The 21,582-nt window shown below is 55.9% G+C and carries 19 protein-coding genes; 4 read left to right on the plus strand and 15 right to left on the minus strand.

Features of this window, described 5'->3' with window-relative positions:
- The first annotated feature begins 3 nt into the window (after positions 1-3).
- Genes FHR99_RS06545 through FHR99_RS06560 form a run of 4 tightly spaced genes read left to right on the plus strand, consistent with a single transcriptional unit; the run spans position 4 to position 2,885 of the window.
- Positions 4-1,227: a type II secretion system F family protein gene (locus tag FHR99_RS06545; protein ID WP_183409707.1), complete on the plus strand. Its 1,224-nt coding sequence runs from the start codon at positions 4-6 to the stop codon at positions 1,225-1,227.
- Positions 1,228-1,229: 2 nt separating this feature from the next.
- Positions 1,230-2,093 carry a prepilin peptidase gene (locus FHR99_RS06550; protein ID WP_183409708.1) on the plus strand — a complete coding sequence of 288 codons (864 nt, stop codon included), beginning with the start codon at positions 1,230-1,232 and terminating at the stop codon, positions 2,091-2,093.
- 8 nt (positions 2,094-2,101) lie between these two features.
- The gene (gene coaE, locus FHR99_RS06555; protein WP_183409709.1) at positions 2,102-2,704 is read left to right on the plus strand and encodes a dephospho-CoA kinase; all 603 of its coding nucleotides are present in this window, start codon (positions 2,102-2,104) and stop codon (positions 2,702-2,704) included.
- Positions 2,697-2,885, plus strand: coding sequence for a DNA gyrase inhibitor YacG (locus tag FHR99_RS06560; protein WP_183409710.1), 189 nt, complete (start codon positions 2,697-2,699; stop codon positions 2,883-2,885). The genes coaE and FHR99_RS06560 overlap by 8 nt, the downstream gene beginning before the upstream one ends.
- Here the strand turns inward: FHR99_RS06560 and mutT are convergent.
- The 15 genes from mutT to FHR99_RS06635 form a co-directional block, all read right to left on the minus strand.
- Positions 2,859-3,290, minus strand: coding sequence for an 8-oxo-dGTP diphosphatase MutT (mutT, locus tag FHR99_RS06565; RefSeq protein WP_183409711.1), 432 nt, complete (start codon positions 3,288-3,290; stop codon positions 2,859-2,861). The genes FHR99_RS06560 and mutT overlap by 27 nt on opposite strands.
- Positions 3,259-4,473, minus strand: coding sequence for a bifunctional glutamate N-acetyltransferase/amino-acid acetyltransferase ArgJ (argJ, locus tag FHR99_RS06570; protein ID WP_183409712.1), 1,215 nt, complete (start codon positions 4,471-4,473; stop codon positions 3,259-3,261). Before argJ ends, mutT begins: the two co-directional genes overlap by 32 nt.
- A gap of 3 nt (positions 4,474-4,476) precedes the next feature.
- Positions 4,477-7,206 (minus strand): preprotein translocase subunit SecA, encoded by a 2,730-nt coding sequence (gene secA / locus FHR99_RS06575; protein WP_221200391.1) that lies wholly within the window; start codon positions 7,204-7,206, stop codon positions 4,477-4,479.
- Between the two features lie 202 nt (positions 7,207-7,408).
- Positions 7,409-8,323 carry a UDP-3-O-acyl-N-acetylglucosamine deacetylase gene (lpxC, locus tag FHR99_RS06580; RefSeq protein WP_183409713.1) on the minus strand — a complete coding sequence of 305 codons (915 nt, stop codon included), beginning with the start codon at positions 8,321-8,323 and terminating at the stop codon, positions 7,409-7,411.
- A gap of 105 nt (positions 8,324-8,428) precedes the next feature.
- Entirely contained in the window at positions 8,429-9,583 is a 1,155-nt protein-coding gene (ftsZ, locus tag FHR99_RS06585; protein WP_183409714.1) for a cell division protein FtsZ, read from the minus strand.
- 55 nt (positions 9,584-9,638) lie between these two features.
- Positions 9,639-10,871, minus strand: coding sequence for a cell division protein FtsA (ftsA, locus tag FHR99_RS06590; RefSeq protein WP_183409715.1), 1,233 nt, complete (start codon positions 10,869-10,871; stop codon positions 9,639-9,641).
- Between the two features lie 52 nt (positions 10,872-10,923).
- Positions 10,924-11,697: a cell division protein FtsQ/DivIB gene (locus FHR99_RS06595; RefSeq protein WP_183409716.1), complete on the minus strand. Its 774-nt coding sequence runs from the start codon at positions 11,695-11,697 to the stop codon at positions 10,924-10,926.
- Positions 11,697-12,626, minus strand: a complete 930-nt coding sequence (locus FHR99_RS06600) for a D-alanine--D-alanine ligase (protein WP_183409717.1) — start codon at positions 12,624-12,626, stop codon at positions 11,697-11,699. Before FHR99_RS06600 ends, FHR99_RS06595 begins: the two co-directional genes overlap by 1 nt.
- Positions 12,623-14,047: a UDP-N-acetylmuramate--L-alanine ligase gene (murC, locus tag FHR99_RS06605; protein ID WP_183409718.1), complete on the minus strand. Its 1,425-nt coding sequence runs from the start codon at positions 14,045-14,047 to the stop codon at positions 12,623-12,625. Before murC ends, FHR99_RS06600 begins: the two co-directional genes overlap by 4 nt.
- Positions 14,040-15,146, minus strand: a complete 1,107-nt coding sequence (gene murG / locus FHR99_RS06610; protein WP_183409719.1) for an undecaprenyldiphospho-muramoylpentapeptide beta-N-acetylglucosaminyltransferase — start codon at positions 15,144-15,146, stop codon at positions 14,040-14,042. Before murG ends, murC begins: the two co-directional genes overlap by 8 nt.
- Complete coding sequence (ftsW, locus tag FHR99_RS06615; protein ID WP_183409720.1) at positions 15,133-16,278, minus strand: putative lipid II flippase FtsW; 1,146 nt, start codon at positions 16,276-16,278, stop codon at positions 15,133-15,135. The genes murG and ftsW overlap by 14 nt, the downstream gene beginning before the upstream one ends.
- Positions 16,275-17,630: a UDP-N-acetylmuramoyl-L-alanine--D-glutamate ligase gene (gene murD / locus FHR99_RS06620; RefSeq protein WP_183409721.1), complete on the minus strand. Its 1,356-nt coding sequence runs from the start codon at positions 17,628-17,630 to the stop codon at positions 16,275-16,277. The genes ftsW and murD overlap by 4 nt, the downstream gene beginning before the upstream one ends.
- 21 nt (positions 17,631-17,651) lie before the next feature.
- Complete coding sequence (gene mraY, locus FHR99_RS06625; protein ID WP_183409722.1) at positions 17,652-18,734, minus strand: phospho-N-acetylmuramoyl-pentapeptide-transferase; 1,083 nt, start codon at positions 18,732-18,734, stop codon at positions 17,652-17,654.
- A complete protein-coding gene (locus FHR99_RS06630; protein WP_183409723.1) occupies positions 18,728-20,146 on the minus strand; it encodes a UDP-N-acetylmuramoyl-tripeptide--D-alanyl-D-alanine ligase in 1,419 nt (472 codons plus the stop codon). The genes mraY and FHR99_RS06630 overlap by 7 nt, the downstream gene beginning before the upstream one ends.
- Positions 20,107-21,573: a UDP-N-acetylmuramoyl-L-alanyl-D-glutamate--2,6-diaminopimelate ligase gene (locus FHR99_RS06635; RefSeq protein ID WP_183409724.1), complete on the minus strand. Its 1,467-nt coding sequence runs from the start codon at positions 21,571-21,573 to the stop codon at positions 20,107-20,109. Before FHR99_RS06635 ends, FHR99_RS06630 begins: the two co-directional genes overlap by 40 nt.
- Between the last annotated feature and the right edge of the window lie 9 nt (positions 21,574-21,582).

Below are 21,582 nucleotides of genomic sequence, written 5' to 3' on the forward strand. Positions count from 1 at the left end.
TCAATGGCCACTACAGCAGCCTCCAAAAATTCGGTTACCTATGTCTGGCAGGGTGTAGACCGAAAAGGCAATAAAACCAAGGGCGAGGTAACCGCGACCAACCCCACCGTCGTCAAGGTTCAGCTTCGCAAGCAGGGCATTACTGCCAAGAGCGTCAAGAAGAAGCCCAAACCCCTGTTTGAAAGCAAAAAGAAAATCACGCCACAGGACATCGCGATTTTTACCCGACAGATGGCCACCATGATGAAAGCGGGTGTGCCGCTGATTCAGAGTTTCGAAATTGTTGCCGAAGGCGCCGATAACCCGACCCTGCGCGAACTAATTAACGAAATCAAAAATGATGTCGCCGCGGGTGGCGGCTTTGCAAAATCCTTGACCAAGCACCCAAAGTACTTCGACGACCTGTTCTGCAACCTAGTGGATTCCGGTGAGCAGTCCGGTACGCTTGAGACCATGCTGGACCGGGTAGCAACCTACAAGGAAAAGTCTGAGGCACTGAAAGCCAAAATCAAAAAAGCCATGAACTACCCCATCGCCGTTGTCTGCGTGGCGGTAATCGTGACCGGCATCCTGTTGGTCAAGGTGGTTCCCCAGTTTGCATCGACCTTTGAAAGCTTCGGCTCCGAGCTGCCCGCCTTTACCCAGTTAGTGGTGTCGATGTCGGAATGGATGCAGGCCAACTGGTTTATCTGTCTAGGCATCATTGCCGGTTCCGGCTTTGCCTTTAAAGAAGCTCGCCAGCGCTCACAAAAGTTCTCGGATCAGGTAGATGCCTTCGCATTGAAAGCGCCGGTTGTAGGCGACATTGTCAACAACGCTGTCGTGGCTCGATTCTCGCGCACCCTGGCTACAACTTTTGCCGCGGGTGTTCCGCTCGTGGATGCCTTGCAATCCGTGTCCGGTGCGGCGGGTAACGCGGTGTACAAGCGAGCCATTGACCGTATCCGAATTGACGTGACCTCTGGCCAGAGCTTGTATATGTCGATCAAAATGACCGGCATGTTTCCCAGTATGTTGCTGCAAATGGTCTCCATCGGTGAAGAATCCGGCGCGCTGGACACCATGCTGGACAAGGTGGCGACTTTTTATGAGGCCGAAGTGGATAATGCTGTTGACGGACTTACCGCTCTGCTTGAACCCATGATCATGTCCGTTCTGGGTGTTCTTGTTGGCGGCCTGATGATCGCTATGTATCTGCCAATCTTCGCCATGGGGGCTGCTGTCTAATAATGCCTGACGATGTGCTGCTGACCTACGTCGTCAGTTTTATGGTCTTTGCCGTGTTCGGCAGTTTTTTTAACGTGGTGATCTACCGCTTACCCCAGATGATGGAGTCGAGCTGGCGTCGTGAGTGCGAGCTGCTACTGGAGACTCCAAGCTCCGGAAAGGCCGAGGACACGAGCTTTAACATCGCCATCCCCAACTCTCACTGCCCGAGCTGCAAAGCGCCGATCAAGGCTTGGCAAAATATCCCCATAATCAGCTACCTGCTGCTTCGGGGGCGCTGTTCCAACTGCAAAACCTCGATTAGCGTGCGCTATCCAATTGTGGAGTTAAGCACTGCCCTGCTAGGTCTGCTCTGCATCTATCTCTTCGGCCTTGGCCCCTACGGTTTTGCAACCGCGGCTTTCTGCTGGACCTTACTGATCCTGACCTTTATCGATTTCGATCACCAGCTACTGCCCGATCAACTCACCTTGCCCCTGATGTGGGCGGGCCTGCTGTGCAGTGCGCTGTCGCTGAGCCCGGTTTCGCTGGAAGACGCTGTGTGGGGCGCAGCCGCCGGCTACCTGACACTCTGGTCTGTGTACTGGCTGTTCAAGCTGATCACCGGCAAGGAAGGCATGGGCTACGGCGACTTCAAGTTGCTGGCAGCGCTCGGCGCCTGGCTCGGCTGGCAACAGCTACCCGTCATTGTGATCCTGTCCTCGCTGGTCGGTGCCATCGTCGGCTCCATTTATCTCGCAGCAACTCGCTCCGAGAGCAACAAAACCATACCCTTCGGCCCTTATCTAGCGGGCGCCGGCCTGATCACCCTCCTTTGGGGTGAATGGATAGTCGATCGCTATCTGCAATTTGCTGGGCTGGGTTGAGGCATCAGATGTTTGTTATTGGACTGACCGGCGGTATTGGCAGCGGTAAATCTGCCGCATCCCGCCGTTTCGAACAGCACGGCATTGTCGCCGTGGATGCGGATGTTATCTCTCGACAGGTTGTCGAGCCCGGCAGCGAAGCACTGACAGCGATTCAGGCACGTCATGGCGACAGCATCCTGCTTAGCGACGGAGGTCTGGATCGCGCCGCGCTGCGTCAGAAAATTTTCTCAAGCCCCGAGGAAAAGGCCTGGCTCGAAGGGCTGCTGCACCCCCTGATCGCCGATGAAACCCTGCGCCAGTTGGAAGCAGCAACGAGCCCCTACGTATTGTTCGTATCGCCACTGCTGGTTGAGTCGGGCCAGAAGGTGTTGTGTCATCGCCTACTGGTAATTGACGTACCTGAGAGCCTGCAGCTGGAACGTACGATGGCTAGGGATAACAACCCGCGCGACCAAGTCGAACGCATCATGGCCTCCCAAGCCTCTCGCGAGCAGCGACTGGCAGTGGCGGACGATGTCATCTGCAATGACCGCGATCTTGATTTTCTGGAAGGCGAAGTCGATCGCCTCCACACTGAGTACCTGAAGCTGGCGGCCGAACATGCCTGAGATAAACTGCCCACAATGCGGCGAAAAAACCCACTGGAACAAAGACAATCCATTCCGCCCATTCTGTTCTGAGCAGTGCAAGAATTTGGACTTTATTGCTTGGGCCCATGAAGAGCGCCAGATACCCGGCGACAGCCAGGTCAGCGATGTTTTTTCAGAGGATCTCGAAAAGTTCGAGTAGACGATCAACCACCGGCACATTCGCTTCCGGAAACTCGCGCTCGCGTAAGTCTTCCAGCTCGCACCACTCCAACGCCTGACCCTCTTTACTTTGGGGCTCCCCACTGAACGCGGATACCGTCCAGAAATCCAGCAGTACCTGCTTGTCTGGATAGTCGTGAGCGATCTGCAGCAGCGGCTCTGCATCTTCAATGTCGATACCGATTTCTTCCTGCAGCTCGCGCTTTAAGGCTGAAATAACGCTCTCTCCGGGCTCAAGTTTGCCACCAGGAAATTCCCAGAGACCGCCCTGGTGCGCATGGGCGTGACGCCGCGCGATCAGCACACGCTGTTCCCGCAGAATGACGCCGGCGGCAACGTGAACGCGACGAGGATCAGCTGCGGTAGGAGGCGTTGATAGTGACATAGTCGTGGGAAAAGTCGGTCGTCCAGACGGTTTCACTCGCATCACCCCGATCCAGATAAATGCAGATCGTCAGCTCTTCCGGCGCCATGGCCGCCTGGCCCGCTGCTTCGGTATAGGACTCAGCCAAACCACCCGCTTCTGCCACAACCACACCGTTGATGGAAACTGTGACTTTCTCAACGTCGAGATCATCAATGCCGGCGCGACCGAGCGCCGCCAGAATGCGCCCCCAGTTGGGGTCGCTGGCAAACAGGGCCGTCTTGACCAAAGGTGATTCCGCAACTGTAAAGGCCGCCTTCAGGCACTCGGCGCGATTCGCTCCGCCTTCAACCTTGACTGCGACAAACTTGGTAGCACCCTCACCATCCCGCACAATGGCCTGTGCCAACACGGTAAACAATTCCAGCAGAGCCGCCTGCAAGGCTTGATAATGTGGTGCGTCGCTGGAATCAATCAGCTCACCACCGGCTTTACCCGTTGCCACCAGCACACAGGCATCGTTGGTCGAGGTATCACCATCTACCGTGATGCGATTAAACGAGCGTTCGGCAATATCACTGAGCAGGGATTGAAGCACGTCTGCGGAAACCGGTGCATCAGTTGCGGCAAAGCCCAGCATCGTAGCCATATTGGGCTTGATCATACCCGCGCCCTTGGAGATACCGGTCACCGTGTAAGGCGTACCTTCGACTTTCGCAGACCACGCCTTGGGACGGGTATCCGTCGTCATAATGCCGTGAGCAGCATCCAGCCAGAGGCCTTCATTCAGAGAAGCCGGGAGCGTTGGCAAGGCCGCTTCAATTTTTGCCAGCGGCAGCGTTTCACCTATTACGCCGGTAGAGAACGGTAGCACTTCGCTGGCTTTGCAGCCGGTCAGCTCAGCCACCGCCTCGCAGCTGCGGCGAGCCGCCTGCATACCGCGCTGACCGGTGCCCGCATTGGCATTACCGGTATTAATAAGAAGATAGCGTGGAGAGCCCGACTTCAGGTGTTCGCGCGCTACCTGGACAGGCGCAGCGCAGAATCGGTTCTGGGTAAACACGGCGGCTGTAGTGCTGCCTTCCGCCAACTCAAACAGCACCAGATCTTTTCGGCCGGGCTTTTTGATACCGGCGCTGCCAATTGCAATTTTAACGCCGGCGACCGGATGCAATTCCGGTAACGCTCCACTTCCTACCGCCATTGTTCAGCTACCCAGTTGTCCGTGACAGTGTTTGTATTTTTTACCCGAGCCACAGGGGCAGGGCTCATTGCGACCCACTTTGCGCTCGTCGCGGACAAAGGGTGCGGCATTGTCTGCAGCCGGCGCAGCACCCGCTTCGGCCGCACTTTCTTCGCTCATGGCAGACGTTTCAGCATGCTGAAATTCCATTGCCTGGCGGGCACTGGCTTCGCGACGCTCGCGCTCCAGCTCTTCAACTTCGTCATTGCGTTGAATCTGGATATGCGACAAAAAGCGGATAACTTCGTGCTTCAATGATTCCAGCATGGACTGGAATAACTCAAAGGCTTCGCGTTTGTATTCCTGTTTGGGGTTTTTCTGAGCGTAGGAGCGCAGGTGAATACCCGCCCGAAGGTGATCCATCGTCGCCAGGTGTTCTTTCCACAAGGTATCCAGCACCTGTAGCATAATATGACGCTCAACACGGCGCATATCCGCACCGATAGTCGCACACTTTTCGCGGTAGGCATCTGCTACAGCGGCAACCAATTTTTCGCGGAGGCTTTCTTCGTGCAGTGAATTATCTTCGTCCAGCCACTGCTGTATCGGCACGCTGACCGCAAATTCAGCCTCCATGCGCTTCTCGAGGCTCGGAATATCCCACTGCTCCTCAATACTCTGCGGCGGAATACACTCGTCGATGACACTGTTGACGACATCGTCACGGATCGCGTCCAGCATCGGTGTAATATCTTCTTCCTGCAGCAATTCATCGCGCTGCTGGTAGATAATCCGACGCTGGTCATTGGCCACATCATCGTATTCCAGCAACTGCTTGCGAATATCAAAGTTGCGCCCTTCGACCTTGCGCTGGGCTTTCTCGATCGCATTGGTCACCATGCGGTGCTCAATCGCTTCGCCTTTTTCCAGACCCAGCGCCTGCATAATGTTGCGCACGCGGTCGGAGGCAAAAATCCGCATAAGGTTGTCTTCGAGCGACAGGTAGAAGCGCGACATACCCGGATCGCCCTGACGCCCGGCCCGGCCGCGCAGCTGGTTGTCGATACGACGTGACTCATGGCGCTCAGTACCGATAATGTGCAGGCCACCGGCTTCCAGCACCTGGCGATGACGGACTTCCCATTCATTGCGCATGCGCTCGGCTTCGCCGGGCTGAGGATTTTCCAGCGCTTTGATTTCCGCTTCCACGTTACCGCCCAAAACGATGTCGGTTCCGCGACCCGCCATATTGGTGGCGATAGTCACCACGCCCGGCCGACCGGCCTGCATGATGATCTCCGCCTCTTTTTCGTGGAACTTGGCGTTCAGAACATTGTGGGCGATGCCCGCCGCTTTAAAACGTCGGGACATTTCTTCGGAGGTTTCAATGGAAGCCGTACCCACCAGAACCGGGGCGCCCTGCTCGGTAATTTCTTTTACTTCGTCGACAATCGCATCGTACTTCTCGTCTTTTGACAGAAAGACCAGATCGTTGAGGTCGCGACGCTGGCTCGGTTTATTGGTGGGAATGACCACCACGTCCAAACCATAGATCTGTTGAAACTCAAAGGCTTCGGTATCAGCGGTACCCGTCATGCCCGCCAGCTTGTCGAACAGGCGGAAGTAGTTCTGGAAGGTGGTCGATGCCAGAGTCTGGCTCTCGGCCTGAATATCGACATTCTCCTTCGCTTCAATGGCCTGATGCAGACCTTCGGACAAACGGCGACCGGGCATGGTACGGCCGGTATGCTCGTCAATCAGCACGACCTGCCCGTTCTGGATAATGTATTCCACGTCGCGGTGATACAGCACGTGAGCACGCAGGGCGGAATAAACGTGATGCAGCAGATTGAGGTTGCCGGCAGAGTAGAGGCTGTCGCCCTCTTCCAGCAGACCGTCCTTGAGCATCATTTCCTCGACCACTTCGTGGCCAGCCTCGGTCAGCTCCACCTGACGGGATTTTTCGTCGATGGTGAAATGGCCTTCACCGGCGCTGTCATCTTCCGACACCGGCTGAAGCTTGGGAATAAACTGATTGATGCGCTTGTACAGGCGAGAGCTGTCTTCCGCCTGACCGGAAATGATCAACGGCGTTCGCGCTTCGTCAATCAGGATCGAGTCAACTTCGTCGACAATCGCAAAGTTAAGACCACGCTGATAGCGATCGGCCAGCGAGAAGGCCATATTATCGCGCAGATAATCAAAACCGAATTCGTTGTTGGTACCGTAGGTGATATCCGCCTGATAGGCCACGCGTTTGGCGTCGGAATCCTGACGAGACTCGACAACGCCCACCGTCAGCCCGAGGAATTCATACAGCGGGCGCATCCATTCTGCATCGCGGCGAGCCAGATAGTCGTTCACGGTAACTACGTAAACGCCCTTGCCGGTCAGAGCATTGAGATACACGGGCAGGGTCGCTACCAGCGTTTTACCCTCACCGGTTTTCATCTCGGCGATACGACCTTCATGCAGGGTCATGCCACCAATCAGCTGCACGTCGAAATGGCGCATGCCCATGACCCGGCGGCTAGCCTCACGGGCGGTCGCAAAAGCCTCCGGCAAAATCGCATCGAGCGATTCGCCCTGCTCCAGACGCTGCTTAAACTCTGTGGTTTTCGCTTTCAGCGCCGCGTCATCGAGCGCCGTGTATTCGTCTTCCAGCTGGTTGATCTGAGCAACCAGCTTCCCCATCCGCTTAAGTTCACGGTCATTCTTGCTACCAAAAATTTTCTTGAATACACCAGCAATCATCGATGAGTTCGCTTGTTACGTCTTCAGGTAATCGTGAAATGGTTGCAGCGGGAGCCCCATCGGGTCTTCGCCCGATTTGCGCGCCCGATCTACAGAGCTAAGAGTTCATTTGCCTCTCTCGACGCGCAGCGTCGCCTTGGCAAGTGCGCCAATATCGCATAGAAGAGCAGTGATTTCCACGCCTGTTCAGGCATGACGAGTATCAGCCGATGGCAGCTACAGGATTCATATAGGAAATGGGGGCATCCGCAACATCGTCGAAGGTAACCATCTCCCAGGCATCTTCCTGAGCAATCAGCTCTCGCAGTGAGGCGTTGTTCAATCCGTGACCGGATTTGTAGGCCCGGAACTCGCCAATCAGGCTGTAACCGAGTAGGTAAAGATCGCCAATGGCATCGAGCACCTTGTGTTTGACGAACTCGTCGTCATAGCGCAAACCGTCTTCGTTCAGAATACGGTATTCGTCAACTACGATGGCGTTGTCTACGCTGCCACCCTGGGCAAGGCCCTTGGATCGCAGATATTCAATTTCGTGCATGAACCCGAAGGTCCGTGCACGACTGACTTCTTTTACAAAAGAGGTGCTGGAAAAGTCGAGCTCAGCTTTCGGCTTCCGATTGCGGAAGACCGGATGATCAAAGTTAATGGTAAAGGAGACTTTGAAGCCATCAAAAGGGAGGAAACTGGCGACCTTGTCACCTTCCTTAACCGTGATCTCTTTCTTGATGCGGATAAACTTCTTCGGCGCGTCCTGCTCTTCAATACCAGCGGACTGGATCAGAAAAACAAAAGGGCCGGCACTACCATCCATGATAGGTACTTCTGCCGCACTGAGCTCGACATAGGCGTTGTCGATTCCCAATCCGGCCATGGCTGACAAGAGGTGTTCAACGGTGGAGACCCGCACATCGTCTTTTATAAGAGTAGAAGACAAGGTGGTATCGCCCACGTTTTCTGCGCGCGCAGGAATTTCAACAACGGGATTGAGATCCGTTCGACGAAACACGATGCCATGATCAACCGGAGCCGGTTTCAGGGTGAGATATACCTTTTCACCCGTGTGCAGACCCACGCCAGTGGCGCGAATCGTGTTTCTCAGAGTTCGTTGTCTAATCATTATTCCAGCAATAATCTCGCAAAATGCGGCAGCTTGCGCATGTTAACAGAGCAAACGCCATTCACCAAACGTCAGTTGGCCAAATTGTGATCAACGACGCCCTTATCAGTCTGCCTGACGACGCAGGAAAGCCGGGATGTCCAGATACTCCATATCCCGATCTTCCACCGCCGCAGCCGCTGCCGCCTGCTCTCGGTGTGCGGCATTCTGGCGCATTACCGTGGGGCGATCAAGTTGGCGATAGTCGGTAGCGGTTTTCGGCTCGGCCGGCTTATTTTCCACTACTTTCAAAGGGATATCGACGCCACCGTCAAGCCCGGTAGCGACTACAGTCACCCGCAGCTCGTCAGTCATCTCAGGATCGATAACCGTACCCACAACCACAGTGGCCTGATCAGAGGCAAATTCCTTGACGGTGTCGCCCACATCCGAGAACTCACCCAGAGACAGGTCGAGACCAGCGGTGATGTTGACCAGAATGCCGCGGGCACCCTGAATATTGACGTCTTCCAGCAGCGGGCTGCGAATCGCCGCTTCGGCAGCTTCGATCGCGCGGTTCTCACCGCTGGCGATACCGGAACCCATCATGGCCATGCCCATTTCAGACATCACCGTGCGCACGTCAGCAAAGTCGACGTTGATCATGCCGGGGCGAATGATCAGATCTGCAATGCCCTGAACCGCATTCAGCAATACATCATTGGCCGCTTTAAAAGCGTCCAGCAGGCTGGTGTTCTTGCCCAACACACTCAACAGTTTCTCGTTTGGAATAGTGATCAGCGAATCCACGTGCTCACGCAACTCACGCATACCCTGCTCGGCCACTTCCATGCGCTTGCGACCCTCAAAGGGGAAGGGCTTAGTCACCACGGCGACGGTCAGGATGCCCAACTCGCGAGCCACTTCGGCCACCACTGGCGCACCACCGGTTCCCGTACCACCGCCCATGCCGGCGGTGATGAACACCATATCGGCACCTTCCAGTGCCTCGTGGATGCGATCGCGATCTTCCATCGCCGCCTTGCGGCCGACTTCCGGATTTGCGCCTGCACCCAGCCCCTTGGTGATGTTGTTACCCAACTGCAGAACGGTTCGCGAACAGATGTCGGTCAGCGCCTGCGCGTCAGTGTTTGCACAGATAAAATCTACGCCTTCCACCTGACTGGATATCATGTGTTTAACAGCATTACCGCCGCCACCACCAACACCGACGACTTTAATAACTGCACTTTGCGGTACATTATCAATAAGTTCAAACATGGTCTTTCTCCCTTTTTTAGCGATTGGGTACGGTCACCGCACCCGGTTACTAAACTTAAAAATTACTTTGTATCCACTGCTTCAACCGCTCGACAAAACTCACGGACGAGCGCTTCCGTTTTCTGCTGACATCACTATTGGTCTGTTTGAAGCCGTACTGCAGCAAACCCACACTGGTTGAGTAGATGGGGTTGCGAACAATGTCGGTCAGACCACTGATATCCTGGGGCACACCGAGTCTTACCGGCATATGGAAAATTTCCTCAGCCAGCTCGATAACGCCTTCCATTTTTGAGGTTCCGCCGGTGAGCACAATGCCCGCCGGAATCAGATCTTCGTAGCCGCTGCGGCGCAGCTCGGCTTGAACAAGAGTGAACAACTCGTCGTAGCGCGGCTCAACAACCGCCGCCAGTTGCTGACGAGACAAATCCCGCGGCGGGCGCTCGCCAACGCTTGGCACCTTGATGGTTTCATCTTCGCCGGCAAGCTGGGTCAGCGCGCAGGCGTACTTGATTTTGATTTCTTCGGCGTACTGGGTCGGCGTGCGCAGCGCCATTGCAATGTCGTTAGTGACCTGATCACCGGCAATAGGAATAACACCGGTATGTTTGATAGCGCCTTCGGTAAAGATCGCGATATCGGTGGTGCCTCCCCCGATATCCACCATACAAACGCCCAGCTCTTTCTCGTCTTCAGTCAAAACAGCGTAGCTGGAAGCGAGCTGCTCCAGAATCACGTCCTCAACTTCCAGACCACAGCGGCGAATGCACTTCTCGATGTTCTGCACAGCGTTTACCGCACAGGTCACCAAATGCACCTTCGCTTCGAGTCTAACGCCAGACATGCCGAGCGGCTCTCGAATGCCTTCCTGATCATCCACCACATATTCCTGCGGCAGAATGTGGAGCACTTTCTGATCCGCCGGAATCGCAACCGCCTGCGCAGCATCAATGACGCGCTCGAGATCCAGCGGATACACTTCGCGATCGCGGATAGCGACAATCCCGTGAGAGTTCAGGCTGCGGATATGACTGCCGGCAATCCCAACGTAGACGCTGTGAATCTGGCAACCGGCCATCAGCTCGGCTTCTTCAACTGCGCGCTGGATGGATTGCACTGTGGATTCGATGTTGACCACCACGCCTTTCTTCATGCCGCGCGAGGGATGCGATCCGATACCGACGATTTCCAGCACGCCTTCATCGTTGATTGCGCCCACAATCGCGACCACTTTCGATGTGCCGATATCGAGCCCGACAATCATGCGATCTGAATGAGTACTCGCCATGCTTAAACCTTCCCCCAGCTCATCGCTTTGAGTAATGCCATTAGTTTTTTAATCAAGAGCTTTTCCCCCGCCAATCCACTGCAATCCCGTTGATGTAGCGGGTATCAATCTGTTGCACTTCAGCAAAACGCGTGCTCAGCGTTTCGCGATAAACCAGCAGAAAGCGGCGCATATTCTGAACCGGTTGTTCTCTACCAAGGCGGATAACCACATCGTCAGCCGTTACCGCGCTCCACTGCCCCTGCTCGTCCAGCGTGAATTGACTGAGCTCTATCCCGGTATCGGCCAGCAGTTGCGCGGTCAGCTGATAAGCACGCATCACGGCAACTGAGGCTGCGTCGGGTCCATTCAGCATCGGCAGCGTCAGATCCCTCGGCAATTGTTTCGGTTTAAAAATATCGCCGCGATGGTTCAACAAGGCCTTGCGTCCCCAGTAGGCAATCGCCGACTGCTCTTCGATCGTAACTTTCAGTGAACGCGGCCATACGCGTTCAACGCGCGCGTGCAAAACCCAGGGCTCCTTTTCAACACTGGCCTTGATTGCATCCAGATCCAGTCCGAGGTAGCCCGTCTGCAGATGCGGATTCACTCGCTTTACCAGTTGTTCGCGCGGTGCGTATTGAATGTCACCCGCAAAGGCCACTCGCTCCACCGACACATCACCGACCGACATAAGTAGTCGGCTGAGCCCAAAACCCAACGCGCCCAATAACAGCACCAGCGTCAAGGGTTTCAGCACAGTCAGAAAACGCGGTGCAAAAACCCGCTCGCCGCGCTGCGGCTTGCGGCGTTTTCTGACTGCGCCTTTCTGTGGTTTACGTGCCATCAGAGTGCCTGCTCCAGAATTCTCAACACCAGCTCATCAAAATCCCAACCGCGCGCTTTGGCGGCCATGGGAACAAGGCTGTGATCCGTCATGCCCGGAATCGTGTTAACTTCAAGCAATTGAAATCTGCCATTCGCGTCGCGCATCACGTCGACTCGACCCCAACCTTCGCAACCGGCAGCCTTAAATGCCGCCAAAGCCAGCTCGCCCAATTCGGCTTCTTCCTCTGAAGACAGCCCACAGGGACAGTGGTAGCGCGTCGACGATGACTGGTACTTTGCGTCAAAGTCGTAAAAACGATTATCGGTTTCCAAACGAATCGCCGGCAGAATTTCGTCGCCGACAATCGAGACGGTGTACTCCGCACCGGTGATCCACTGCTCAGCAAGCGTCACGCCGTAACGACGCGCCACATCCCAGGCCTGATGCAATTCAGGTTCGCTGGACACGCGCATCATGCCAATGCTTGAGCCTTCATTCGTCGGCTTGACAATGCATTCACCCAACTCCGCAAACACGGCGGCAAAATCGCTTTCGGACGTCAGCACCGCAAATTTTGGTGTGGCAAGACCGGCACCCGCCCACAGCTGTTTGGTGCGCAACTTGTCCATCGCCAGCGCCGACCCGAGCACGCTACTGCCGGTATAACGAAAGCCCCGGGTTTCCAGTGTGCCTTGCACCGTTCCGTCTTCACCGCCGGGCCCATGCAATGCGATAAAAGCCATCGAGCAATCATTCAGCTGCTGCAGCCAATCGAACTCGGCGGTATCGACAAAACGGTGCGGCAGATTCAGACGTTCAAAAGCCTGTTGCACAGCCCGCCCGGAGCGCAGCGAAATAACGCGCTCCGCCGATTGACCACCCGCAAGGATAGCCACCGGGCCGTTCAGGCTTTTTGACAGCTCTGTCTGCAACTGCGCTTTATTCATTTGTGCCACTTCATACCTGCTAACTGCTGCGCTATCGCGCCAATATTGCCGGCCCCTTGGGTCAGCACCACATCACCGGGCCGCACCACCGAGGTAAGTGTTTCCGGCAAGTTATCCATATCCTCTACAAAGATCGGGTCCAGTTTTCCCAGCTGCCGAATGCTGCCACACAGGCTGCGCGAATCGGCACCGGGAATACTCGCTTCTCCAGCTGAATACACATTCAGCATTAGCAACATATCGACCTGACCGAGCACTCTGACAAAATCGTCGTAGAGATCTCGGGTACGCGTAAAACGGTGCGGCTGATTGATCATCAGCAAGCGACGATCTGGCCAGGCCTGACGCACGGCATTAATTGTGGCTTCAACTTCAGTCGGATGATGCCCGTAGTCATCAACCAGTATTGCGGTACCGCCATCCACGACCTGCTCACCATAAATCTGGAAGCGACGACCCACACCTTGATAGGCCTCGATGCCCGCACAAATATGCTCGCTGGCAATATCCTCGTCCGTCGTCACCGCAACAGCCGCGGTTGCATTGAGCACGTTGTGTACACCCGGCTGATTAATGGTCAGCGACAGCACATCACCTTTCGCAGCGCGCACCACCTCAAAATGAGACTGCAGCCCAGCTTTGCGGACATTGCGAATGCGGAAGTCGGCGCCTTCATCAAACCCATAGGTCAACACCTGACGAGAAATGTCAGGCAGTATCGATTGGATGACCGGGTCATCGATGCACACAACAGCGATGCCATAGAACGGCAAGTTGTGCAGAAACTCGATAAAGGTCTTTTTCAGTTTCTCGAAGTCGCCGCCATAAGTTCCCATGTGATCCGCTTCGATATTGGTGATCACAGACACCATCGGTTGCAGGTGCAGGAACGAGGCATCGCTTTCATCGGCTTCAGCAATCAGATAACGACTCTCGCCGAGGCGCGCATTGGTGCCCGCACTGTTAACCTTGCCGCCGATGACAAAGGTCGGGTCGAGCCCGGCCTGAGCAAAAATACTGGCAATGATGCTGGTGGTCGTGGTTTTGCCGTGAGTGCCAGCTACCGCGATACCGTGGCGATAGCGCATCAACTCCGCCAACATTTCCGCGCGGCGCACAACCGGGATGCGCATGGTAGCTGCGCCAGCTACCTCCGGGTTTTCCCGGTCAACCGCACTGGAGACAACAACTACATCCACGCCAGCAATATTGTCTTGGTGATGGCCAATCATCACCGTCATGCCCAGCGAACGCAGGTGCTCAACGGTGGCTGATTCGCGGATGTCAGACCCGGAAACCATATACCCCAAGTTGTTGAGTACTTCTGCGATGCCACTCATCCCGGCACCGCCAATACCCACAAAATGAATGCGTTTTACACGCCGCATTTCCGGGATGACAAAGGAATCTTTCTTAGCCATTGGCACACTCCATACACAGTTGTGCAGCTTCTCTGGCTGCATCAGGTTTCGCCAATGATCTGGCCGCCGCGGCCATCGACAACAGTTGCGCGCGATTGTTCACGGCATTACGCAATTTCTCTTCCAGCAGCTTCGCATCCAGCGTGGCCTGCTCGATAATCTCGCCGGCGCCTTCCGCCTCCAGCCAGCGGGCGTTGCCACGCTGATGATCATCTATCGCCTGTGGCAGCGGCACCAGCCAGCCGCCTACTCCGGCGGCGGTTAACTCCGCTACAGTTAACGCACCGGCTCGACATAGCACCACGTCAGCCCAGGCGTAGGCCTCAGCCATATTTTCAATAAACGCTTCTGCGCGGACCGACACCGGGCATTCCGCAACCTGATCTGACACGGTATCAATATGGGCTGCCCCCGTCTGATGCCAGACTTCCAGCGGGAAATCAGCCGGCAGCTGTTTCAGAGTTGCAACCACCGCACGGTTAATTGCCAAGGCCCCCTGACTGCCGCCCAGCACAAGCAGTCGCAGCTTGTCGCCGCGATCGGCGAAACGCTGATCCGGTGTCGGTAGGGCGGCAATATCGTCACGCACCGGATTGCCGATGTAGCGATTCTTGTCCCCGCCCAAAGCAATCGGATAACCGGTCAGCGCCAAGGTCGCAAAACGCACTAACAAACGATTGGTGGTTCCGGCAACTGCATTCTGTTCGTGAATCAGCAACGGCGTGCGGGTCAACCAGGCTGCGAGGCCACCGGGACCGGCCACGTAACCACCGAGCCCGATCACACAGACCGGGCGCAATTTCAAAATGAGAAACATCGCCGCAAACACGCTGACACCGGCGCGGGCAATGCCGATCAATCGAGACAGCAAGCCTTTTCCGCGAATTCCCTGCACCGGCAGCAGGTTCAGCGGAATATCATTGGCTGGCACCACACGCGCTTCGATGCCGCGTTCGGTACCAATCCACTGCACCTCTACACCATTTGCCTTCAACGCTTTGGCAACCGCCAAGGCCGGAAAGACATGTCCACCCGTGCCGCCGGCCATCACCAGAACCCGCTTGCCGTTCGTATTAACGGTGGGCTCAACGCTGCTCATGGCGCCCTCCGTTTTCCTGACTGATGCGCGCGACCATGGCCATCATGATGACGCATACCAGCAGACTGCTACCGCCGTAACTCATAAATGGCAGGGTCAAACCCTTGGTGGGCAGCAAGCCTGTGTTCACACCAATATTGATAAACACCTGAGCCGACAACATGATCGCGATGCCGTAGGCAACAAAGGCGTTAAAGGGTTTTCCGCATCGCTCGGCAAGCCGGGCAATCCGCAAAATGCGGCCAATCAAAGCGGCGAACAATCCGAGTACAAACATAGCGCCGAGAAATCCAAACTCTTCAGCCCAGATCGCAAAGACAAAATCCGTGTGTGCTTCCGGCAGGTAAAACAGCTTCTGAATACTGTTTCCTAAACCCAGGCCCGTCCACTCGCCGCGACCAAAGGCAATCAATGACTGGGTCAGCTGATAACCACTGTTAAACTGATCCGCCCAAGGATCGGTAAACGCTGTTAGTCGCTTCATACGATAGGGCGAAATCATCACGGTAGTCACCAGCACCGCGCCGCACGCGACAATGACCGCGAGAAACTGCGTCAGTTTTACGCCAGCCAAAAACAGCAGAGCCAGCGCCGTTCCCACCGTCACTACGGTGGCGCCGAAGTCAGGCTCCATCATCAGCAGCAACGTCACTACCGATACCACCGCCATCGGTTTTACGAAGCCGGCAAATTTGCTTTTCACTTCTTCGTGACGGCGAACCAGATAGCCGGCTAGGTAAAGCACCACAAACAACTTCACAAACTCAGATACCTGTAGCGTTAATGGACCAAAAGCCAACCAACGACGACTGCCGTTCACCTCGCGACCGATACCGGGAATCAAAACCAGCGCCAGCATGACAAAGCCCACCAGCAGCAACAGCCAGCTGCTGTTACGCCAGGACTCCATGGGTACTTGATACGTCAGCACCGCGAGCACACTGGCTAATAGGAGGTAAATACCAAAGCGCTTGGCAAAGAAGAAACCATCGCCGTATTGGCGGTTGGCGAATTCGATTGACGCAGATGTCATCGCAATAAAGCCAATTACCAGCAGTGCGATAACCAAACCTAAAAGCAGGCGATCGAGATGATCCGTTTGCGCGCGATTCAGGCTGAGACTGTCAATCATTGCAGCCTCCCCTGAGCCAGACGCCCAACCGCATCGACAAAACACTCACCGCGGTGTTCGTAGTTGCGGAACATATCGAAACTTGCACAGGCAGGTGACAGCAGCACCGCATCTCCGCTTTGCGCAAAGCGACTTGCTGCCAGTACCGCCTCATCCATGCCACTCACACACTGCGATGGTAGGCCTTCACCCAAATATTCCGAAAGCACTGGTGCCGACTCGCCGAAAAATACGGCCGCGCGGCCCACCTCTTGCAAGGTTTCAACCAGCGGTTCGAGATCCGCGCCCTTGGCCTGACCGCCGGCCAGCAAAACAACCTGAAAGCGATCACCCAAGCCGCGCAGCGAGGCGACTGCTGCACCGACATTGGTACCCTTGGAATCGTTGTAGTAGGCGACGCCATCGACGTCGGCTACGTGCTGACAGCGATGCGGCAAGCCTTTGAATTTGCGCAGAGCGCTCAACATTGACGCCATTTCCAGGCCTGCAGCCTTGCCTAGTGCAAGAGCAGCCAACGCGTTCGCCAGATTATGGCGGCCCGCCAAATGAATCTCGTCGGCAGCAATCAGCTTTTCATCACCGAAGCACAGCCACACCGCTCCGGCCTCATCTCTCAGTCCAAAGGCCTCGCGACCCGGCGCTTGCAAACCAAAGCTCCACTGCCGAACACTGTCCGGAACCAGCGGGTGGGTCAGCATATCGTCGCGGTTGATTAAGGCCTGACGGCAACCGCGAAAGATGCGGTGTTTAGCCTGATGGTAGGCCAGCAACGAGCCGTGGTGATCCAGATGATCTTCACTAACATTCAAAACAGTCGCGACTTCCGCGTTCACGCCGGCGCAGCGCTCCAACTGGAAGCTCGATAGCTCCAACACGTAGAGTTCGCTGTCATCACTCAATAGATCGAGCATTGGTGTGCCGAGGTTGCCGCCAATCGCAACCTTCAAACCCGCTTCTTCGGCCATGGCACCCAACAGTGTGGTCACCGTGCTCTTGCCATTGGACCCGGTAATGGCCACCAGCGGCGCGCGAGCAGACTGCACAAACAAATCCAGATCGCCGGAAATTTTCACACCCGCCTGAATCGCGCTGGCAATGACCGGTTCACGCAAGGAAATGCCGGGACTGATATAAAGCTCATCGGCAGCATCAAATTGCCCCGCCTGAAACGGACCTAGCGACAAGGTTACGTCCGGGAACTCCTGCCGAAATTGATCGAGCCCGGGCGGAATTTCACGATTGTCAGCCACAGAAAAGCTCATGCCGTTTTTCGCCAGAAAACGCGCACACGACAGCCCGGTCACTCCCAGGCCGACGACGATGCGTTGTGTATCTGATGCGATCAGGCTCATAAGATTTTCAGCAGCTGCCTCTTAACGCAGTTTCAGTGTGGCCAGTCCAAACAGAACCAGCACAACCGTAATAATCCAGAAGCGCACGATAACGCGCGGTTCCGGCCAACCTTTCAATTCATAGTGATGATGAATCGGTGCCATTCGGAAAATGCGGCGGCCCGTTAATTTGAACGAGGCAACCTGCAGGATCACCGATACCGTTTCCAGCACAAAAATTCCGCCCATAATGAAGAACACAATCTCATGGCGGGTTATAACCGCAACGGCACCCAGCGCAGCACCGAGCGCCAGCGCACCCACGTCGCCCATAAAAACCTGGGCCGGATACGTGTTAAACCAAAGAAAGCCCAAGCCGGCGCCAGACAGCGCTCCGCAGAACACAATCAACTCACCTGCGCCTTCGATATAGGGAATATGCAGGTAATCGGCAAAGGTATAGTGACCGGCCAAATAGGCGATGATTGCCAGCGCGCCGCTGACCATGACCGAGGGCAGAATCGCCAGCCCGTCGAGACCATCCGTGAGATTGACGGCATTGCTCGAGCCAACAATGACGAAGTAGGTCAACACAATGAACAGAACACCCAGCTCAAGCGTTACATCCTTGAAGAAGGGGATAATCAGGTCTGTATGGGCCGGATCAGTCGCGAGCGTATAGAGGTAAACAGCCGCCACAATACCGCCCACTGATTGCCAGAAGTATTTCCAGCGTGCCGGCAGACCGCGAGGATTGCGCTCAATCACTTTGCGGTAGTCGTCAACCCAACCCACCGCGCCGAAAATCAGCATCACGCCGAGCACAACCCAGACGTAGTTATTGGAAAGGTCGGACCACAACAGGGTACTGATGGTAATGGCAACCAGAATCAAAGCACCACCCATTGTGGGCGTACCGGATTTGCTGAAATGACTCTCGGGGCCGTCGTCGCGCACTGCCTGACCAATCTGGTGATAGTTCAGGCGGCGGATCATGACCGGACCGACTAAAAGCGAGATCGCCAGTGCCGTTAACACGCCCAATATGCCGCGAAAGGTCAGGTACTGAAACACCGCAAAACCGCTGACATATTGCGATAGATACTCGGCCAACAACATTAGCATGGTGCTTTCCCCCCAGTTACCCGAGCGTTGGCAACCGCGTCTACAATCGAGTCCATTCCCGCGGAGCGGGACCCTTTAACCAACACGGTGTCTCCCAAAGTCACTTTTTTTAGCAGGGCCCCAAGCAGGGCCTCTTTATCGTTGTAGTATTCGCCAATTGCGCCCGCACCTTCGCAGGTATGGCGTGTCTGTTCGCCACAGCACAGTACTGCATCAATCTGCTTGGTCGACGCGTACTCGCCCACCTCGCGATGCAGAACAGCACTGTCCGGCCCGAGTTCTGCCATTACGCCCAGCACCAGTAATCGCCGACCAGGGAATTCAGCCAATACATCAATCGCCGCTTTCACAGAAGCCGGGTTGGCGTTGTAACTGTCATCAATTAACGTGCCCCAGGACTGGACCATGGGATATACCCGACCAGCGACCGGCAACAGGGATTCCAGCCCGGCTTTAATCGCCTCCAGAGACGCACCTGCCACTTGAGCTGCTGCTGCCGCTAACAGGGCATTGCGTGCCATCGCGCGACCTAGCAGAGGCAAGGTCACCTCCACGCAACCTCCCATGCAGTGCAATGTGAAGCTCGTTCCGCTTGCCGTTACATTGAGATTGCTGGCGTAAACATCAGCATCGGTGCTATCCAAACTGACGTTAACCACCTTGGCGTCACCGGCATACTCACGCCACAGCGCTGAGAAAGGATCGTCCGCATTGATCACCGCGAAACCGGTGCCCGTCAGCGCGCGATAAATTTCACCCTTGGTTTCCGCTACGCCCTGCAAGCTACCGAAGCCTTCCAGGTGCGCCGGGCCGGCGTTGGTAATCAGCGTAATATCCGGCTGGGCGAATTCGCAGAGATAAGCGATATCCCCACGTTTCGCAGCGCCCATCTCAATCACCGCTACGTCGTGATGCGCTTCAATTTCCAGCAGAGTGCGCGGTACACCAATCTCATTGTTGAAATTGCCGCGGGTCGCGTGAACCGAGAATTGCTGCTTGAGAATGGCGGCCAACATTTCCTTGCAGCTGGTTTTGCCGCTGCTGCCAGTCAGGGCAACAATTTTTCCCCCGGCGTTTACAAAACGGTCCCGATTTAAACGGGCGACCTGCCCATAAGCTTTCAGAGTGTCAGATACGATCAACTGCGGGATGAACTCCGATCCAGCGGTATCAACCACGGCAGCAACCGCACCGGCATTGGCCGCCGCGCCGAGAAAGGCGTGCCCATCAAAATGCTCGCCGCGCAGCGCAACGAACAAACTGCCCGTCGCCAGTTCCCGGCTATCGGTGCTCACAGCCGTAACTGACGCCTCAGCCGACGCCCAATTAGCCTCAATCGCGATGGCAATATCTGACAGTGACAAGGCCCCCATCACGATGGAACCCTCCGTGCCAGCGCTAGTCGCGAACATTGCACATCACTGAATGGCAGGCGTTTACCTGCAGTTTCCTGATAGTCCTCATGTCCTTTGCCGGCAATAACAACAAGATCACCGGGTGCGGCCGCTGCAATAGCCTGTTCGATAGCCAACTGGCGATCACTGGTCTCGCTATAGGGAGCTTGGCTTAATCCATTTCGGATATCGGCAATAATCGCTTCGGGAATTTCGCTGCGCGGATTGTCGCTGGTCAGCACGACTCGGTCGGCATACTGCTCGGCGACGCGTCCCATAAGCGGTCGCTTGCCCTTGTCGCGGTCACCGCCGCAGCCAAACACACACCACAGTTTTCCTTTACAGTGCGGACGCAGACCTTGCAGAACTTTTTCAAGGGCATCCGGGGTATGCGCGTAGTCGACCACAACCTGCACACCATCGGCACCAGCCAGCTTTTCCAATCGGCCGGGCACGGGTCTCAAACTCGGCAGCGCGCGCTCAATATCACGCAAGGCAAAACCCTCTGCCCCCAACACTGCAATGCTGGCGAGAATATTCAGCAGATTCACGCTGGCGCAGAGCGAGGTATTGAGCTCCAGCGATCCCCACGGCGTTTGAATCTCGGCTTTGATACCGGCGGCGCTGTAGTCAACGTCTACGGCACGCACATGAGCCGACTCACCAAAGCCGAAGCGAATGCAGTGCACTGACGCCGGCAGGGAACACTCTATTGCAGCGGAGTAATCATCGTCTGCATTTAGAATGGCATTGTGCAAGCCGGGCATGGCAAATAGGCGAGCCTTGGCGGCGCCGTAGGCCTCCATGGTGCCGTGGTAATCGAGATGATCCTGCGTCAGGTTCGTAAACACAGCCGAGCTAAACTGCAATGCCGACACTCGCCCCTGAACCAGACCGTGAGAAGACACTTCCATTGCAGCCCAGCGGGCTCCGCCATCGCGCCACTGCGCCAGCGTCTGCTGAACGCTTACCGCATCCGGCGTGGTATTGACCGCAGAAGCCAACTGTTGGATGCGGCCCGCACCCAAGGTGCCCATCACACCACAGGGATGACCGAGCAATTCCAGAAGCTGTGCCAGATAATGCGTAACACTCGATTTACCGTTGGTCCCGGTGACACCGATCAAACTCAGATTGCGCGAGGGATGACAGTAAAAGCGCCCGGCGATTTCGCTGAGGTGCTGAGACAAATTATCGATAGCAATGACCGGAAGGGGCCAGCGTGACTCGTCACAGGGCGCATCTGCAATCACCGCAGCAGCGCCCTTGGCGATTGCCTTATCAATAAAATCACGGCCATCCAGCGAGTGGCCGCGCACCGCCAGAAATACATCGCCGGCACGAACCTGACGACTGTCCAGCGCGATTCCAGACACGGGCACGGCAGCCTGCGCCGGCGCAACCCCGTCGAGCAGATCGCCAAGTACTGTCGCTGTTAGTCCCATGAGCGCTTC

The organism is Litorivivens lipolytica (assembly GCF_014191715.1).
In the GTDB taxonomy this organism is placed as follows: Bacteria; Pseudomonadota; Gammaproteobacteria; order Pseudomonadales; family Spongiibacteraceae; genus Litorivivens; species Litorivivens lipolytica.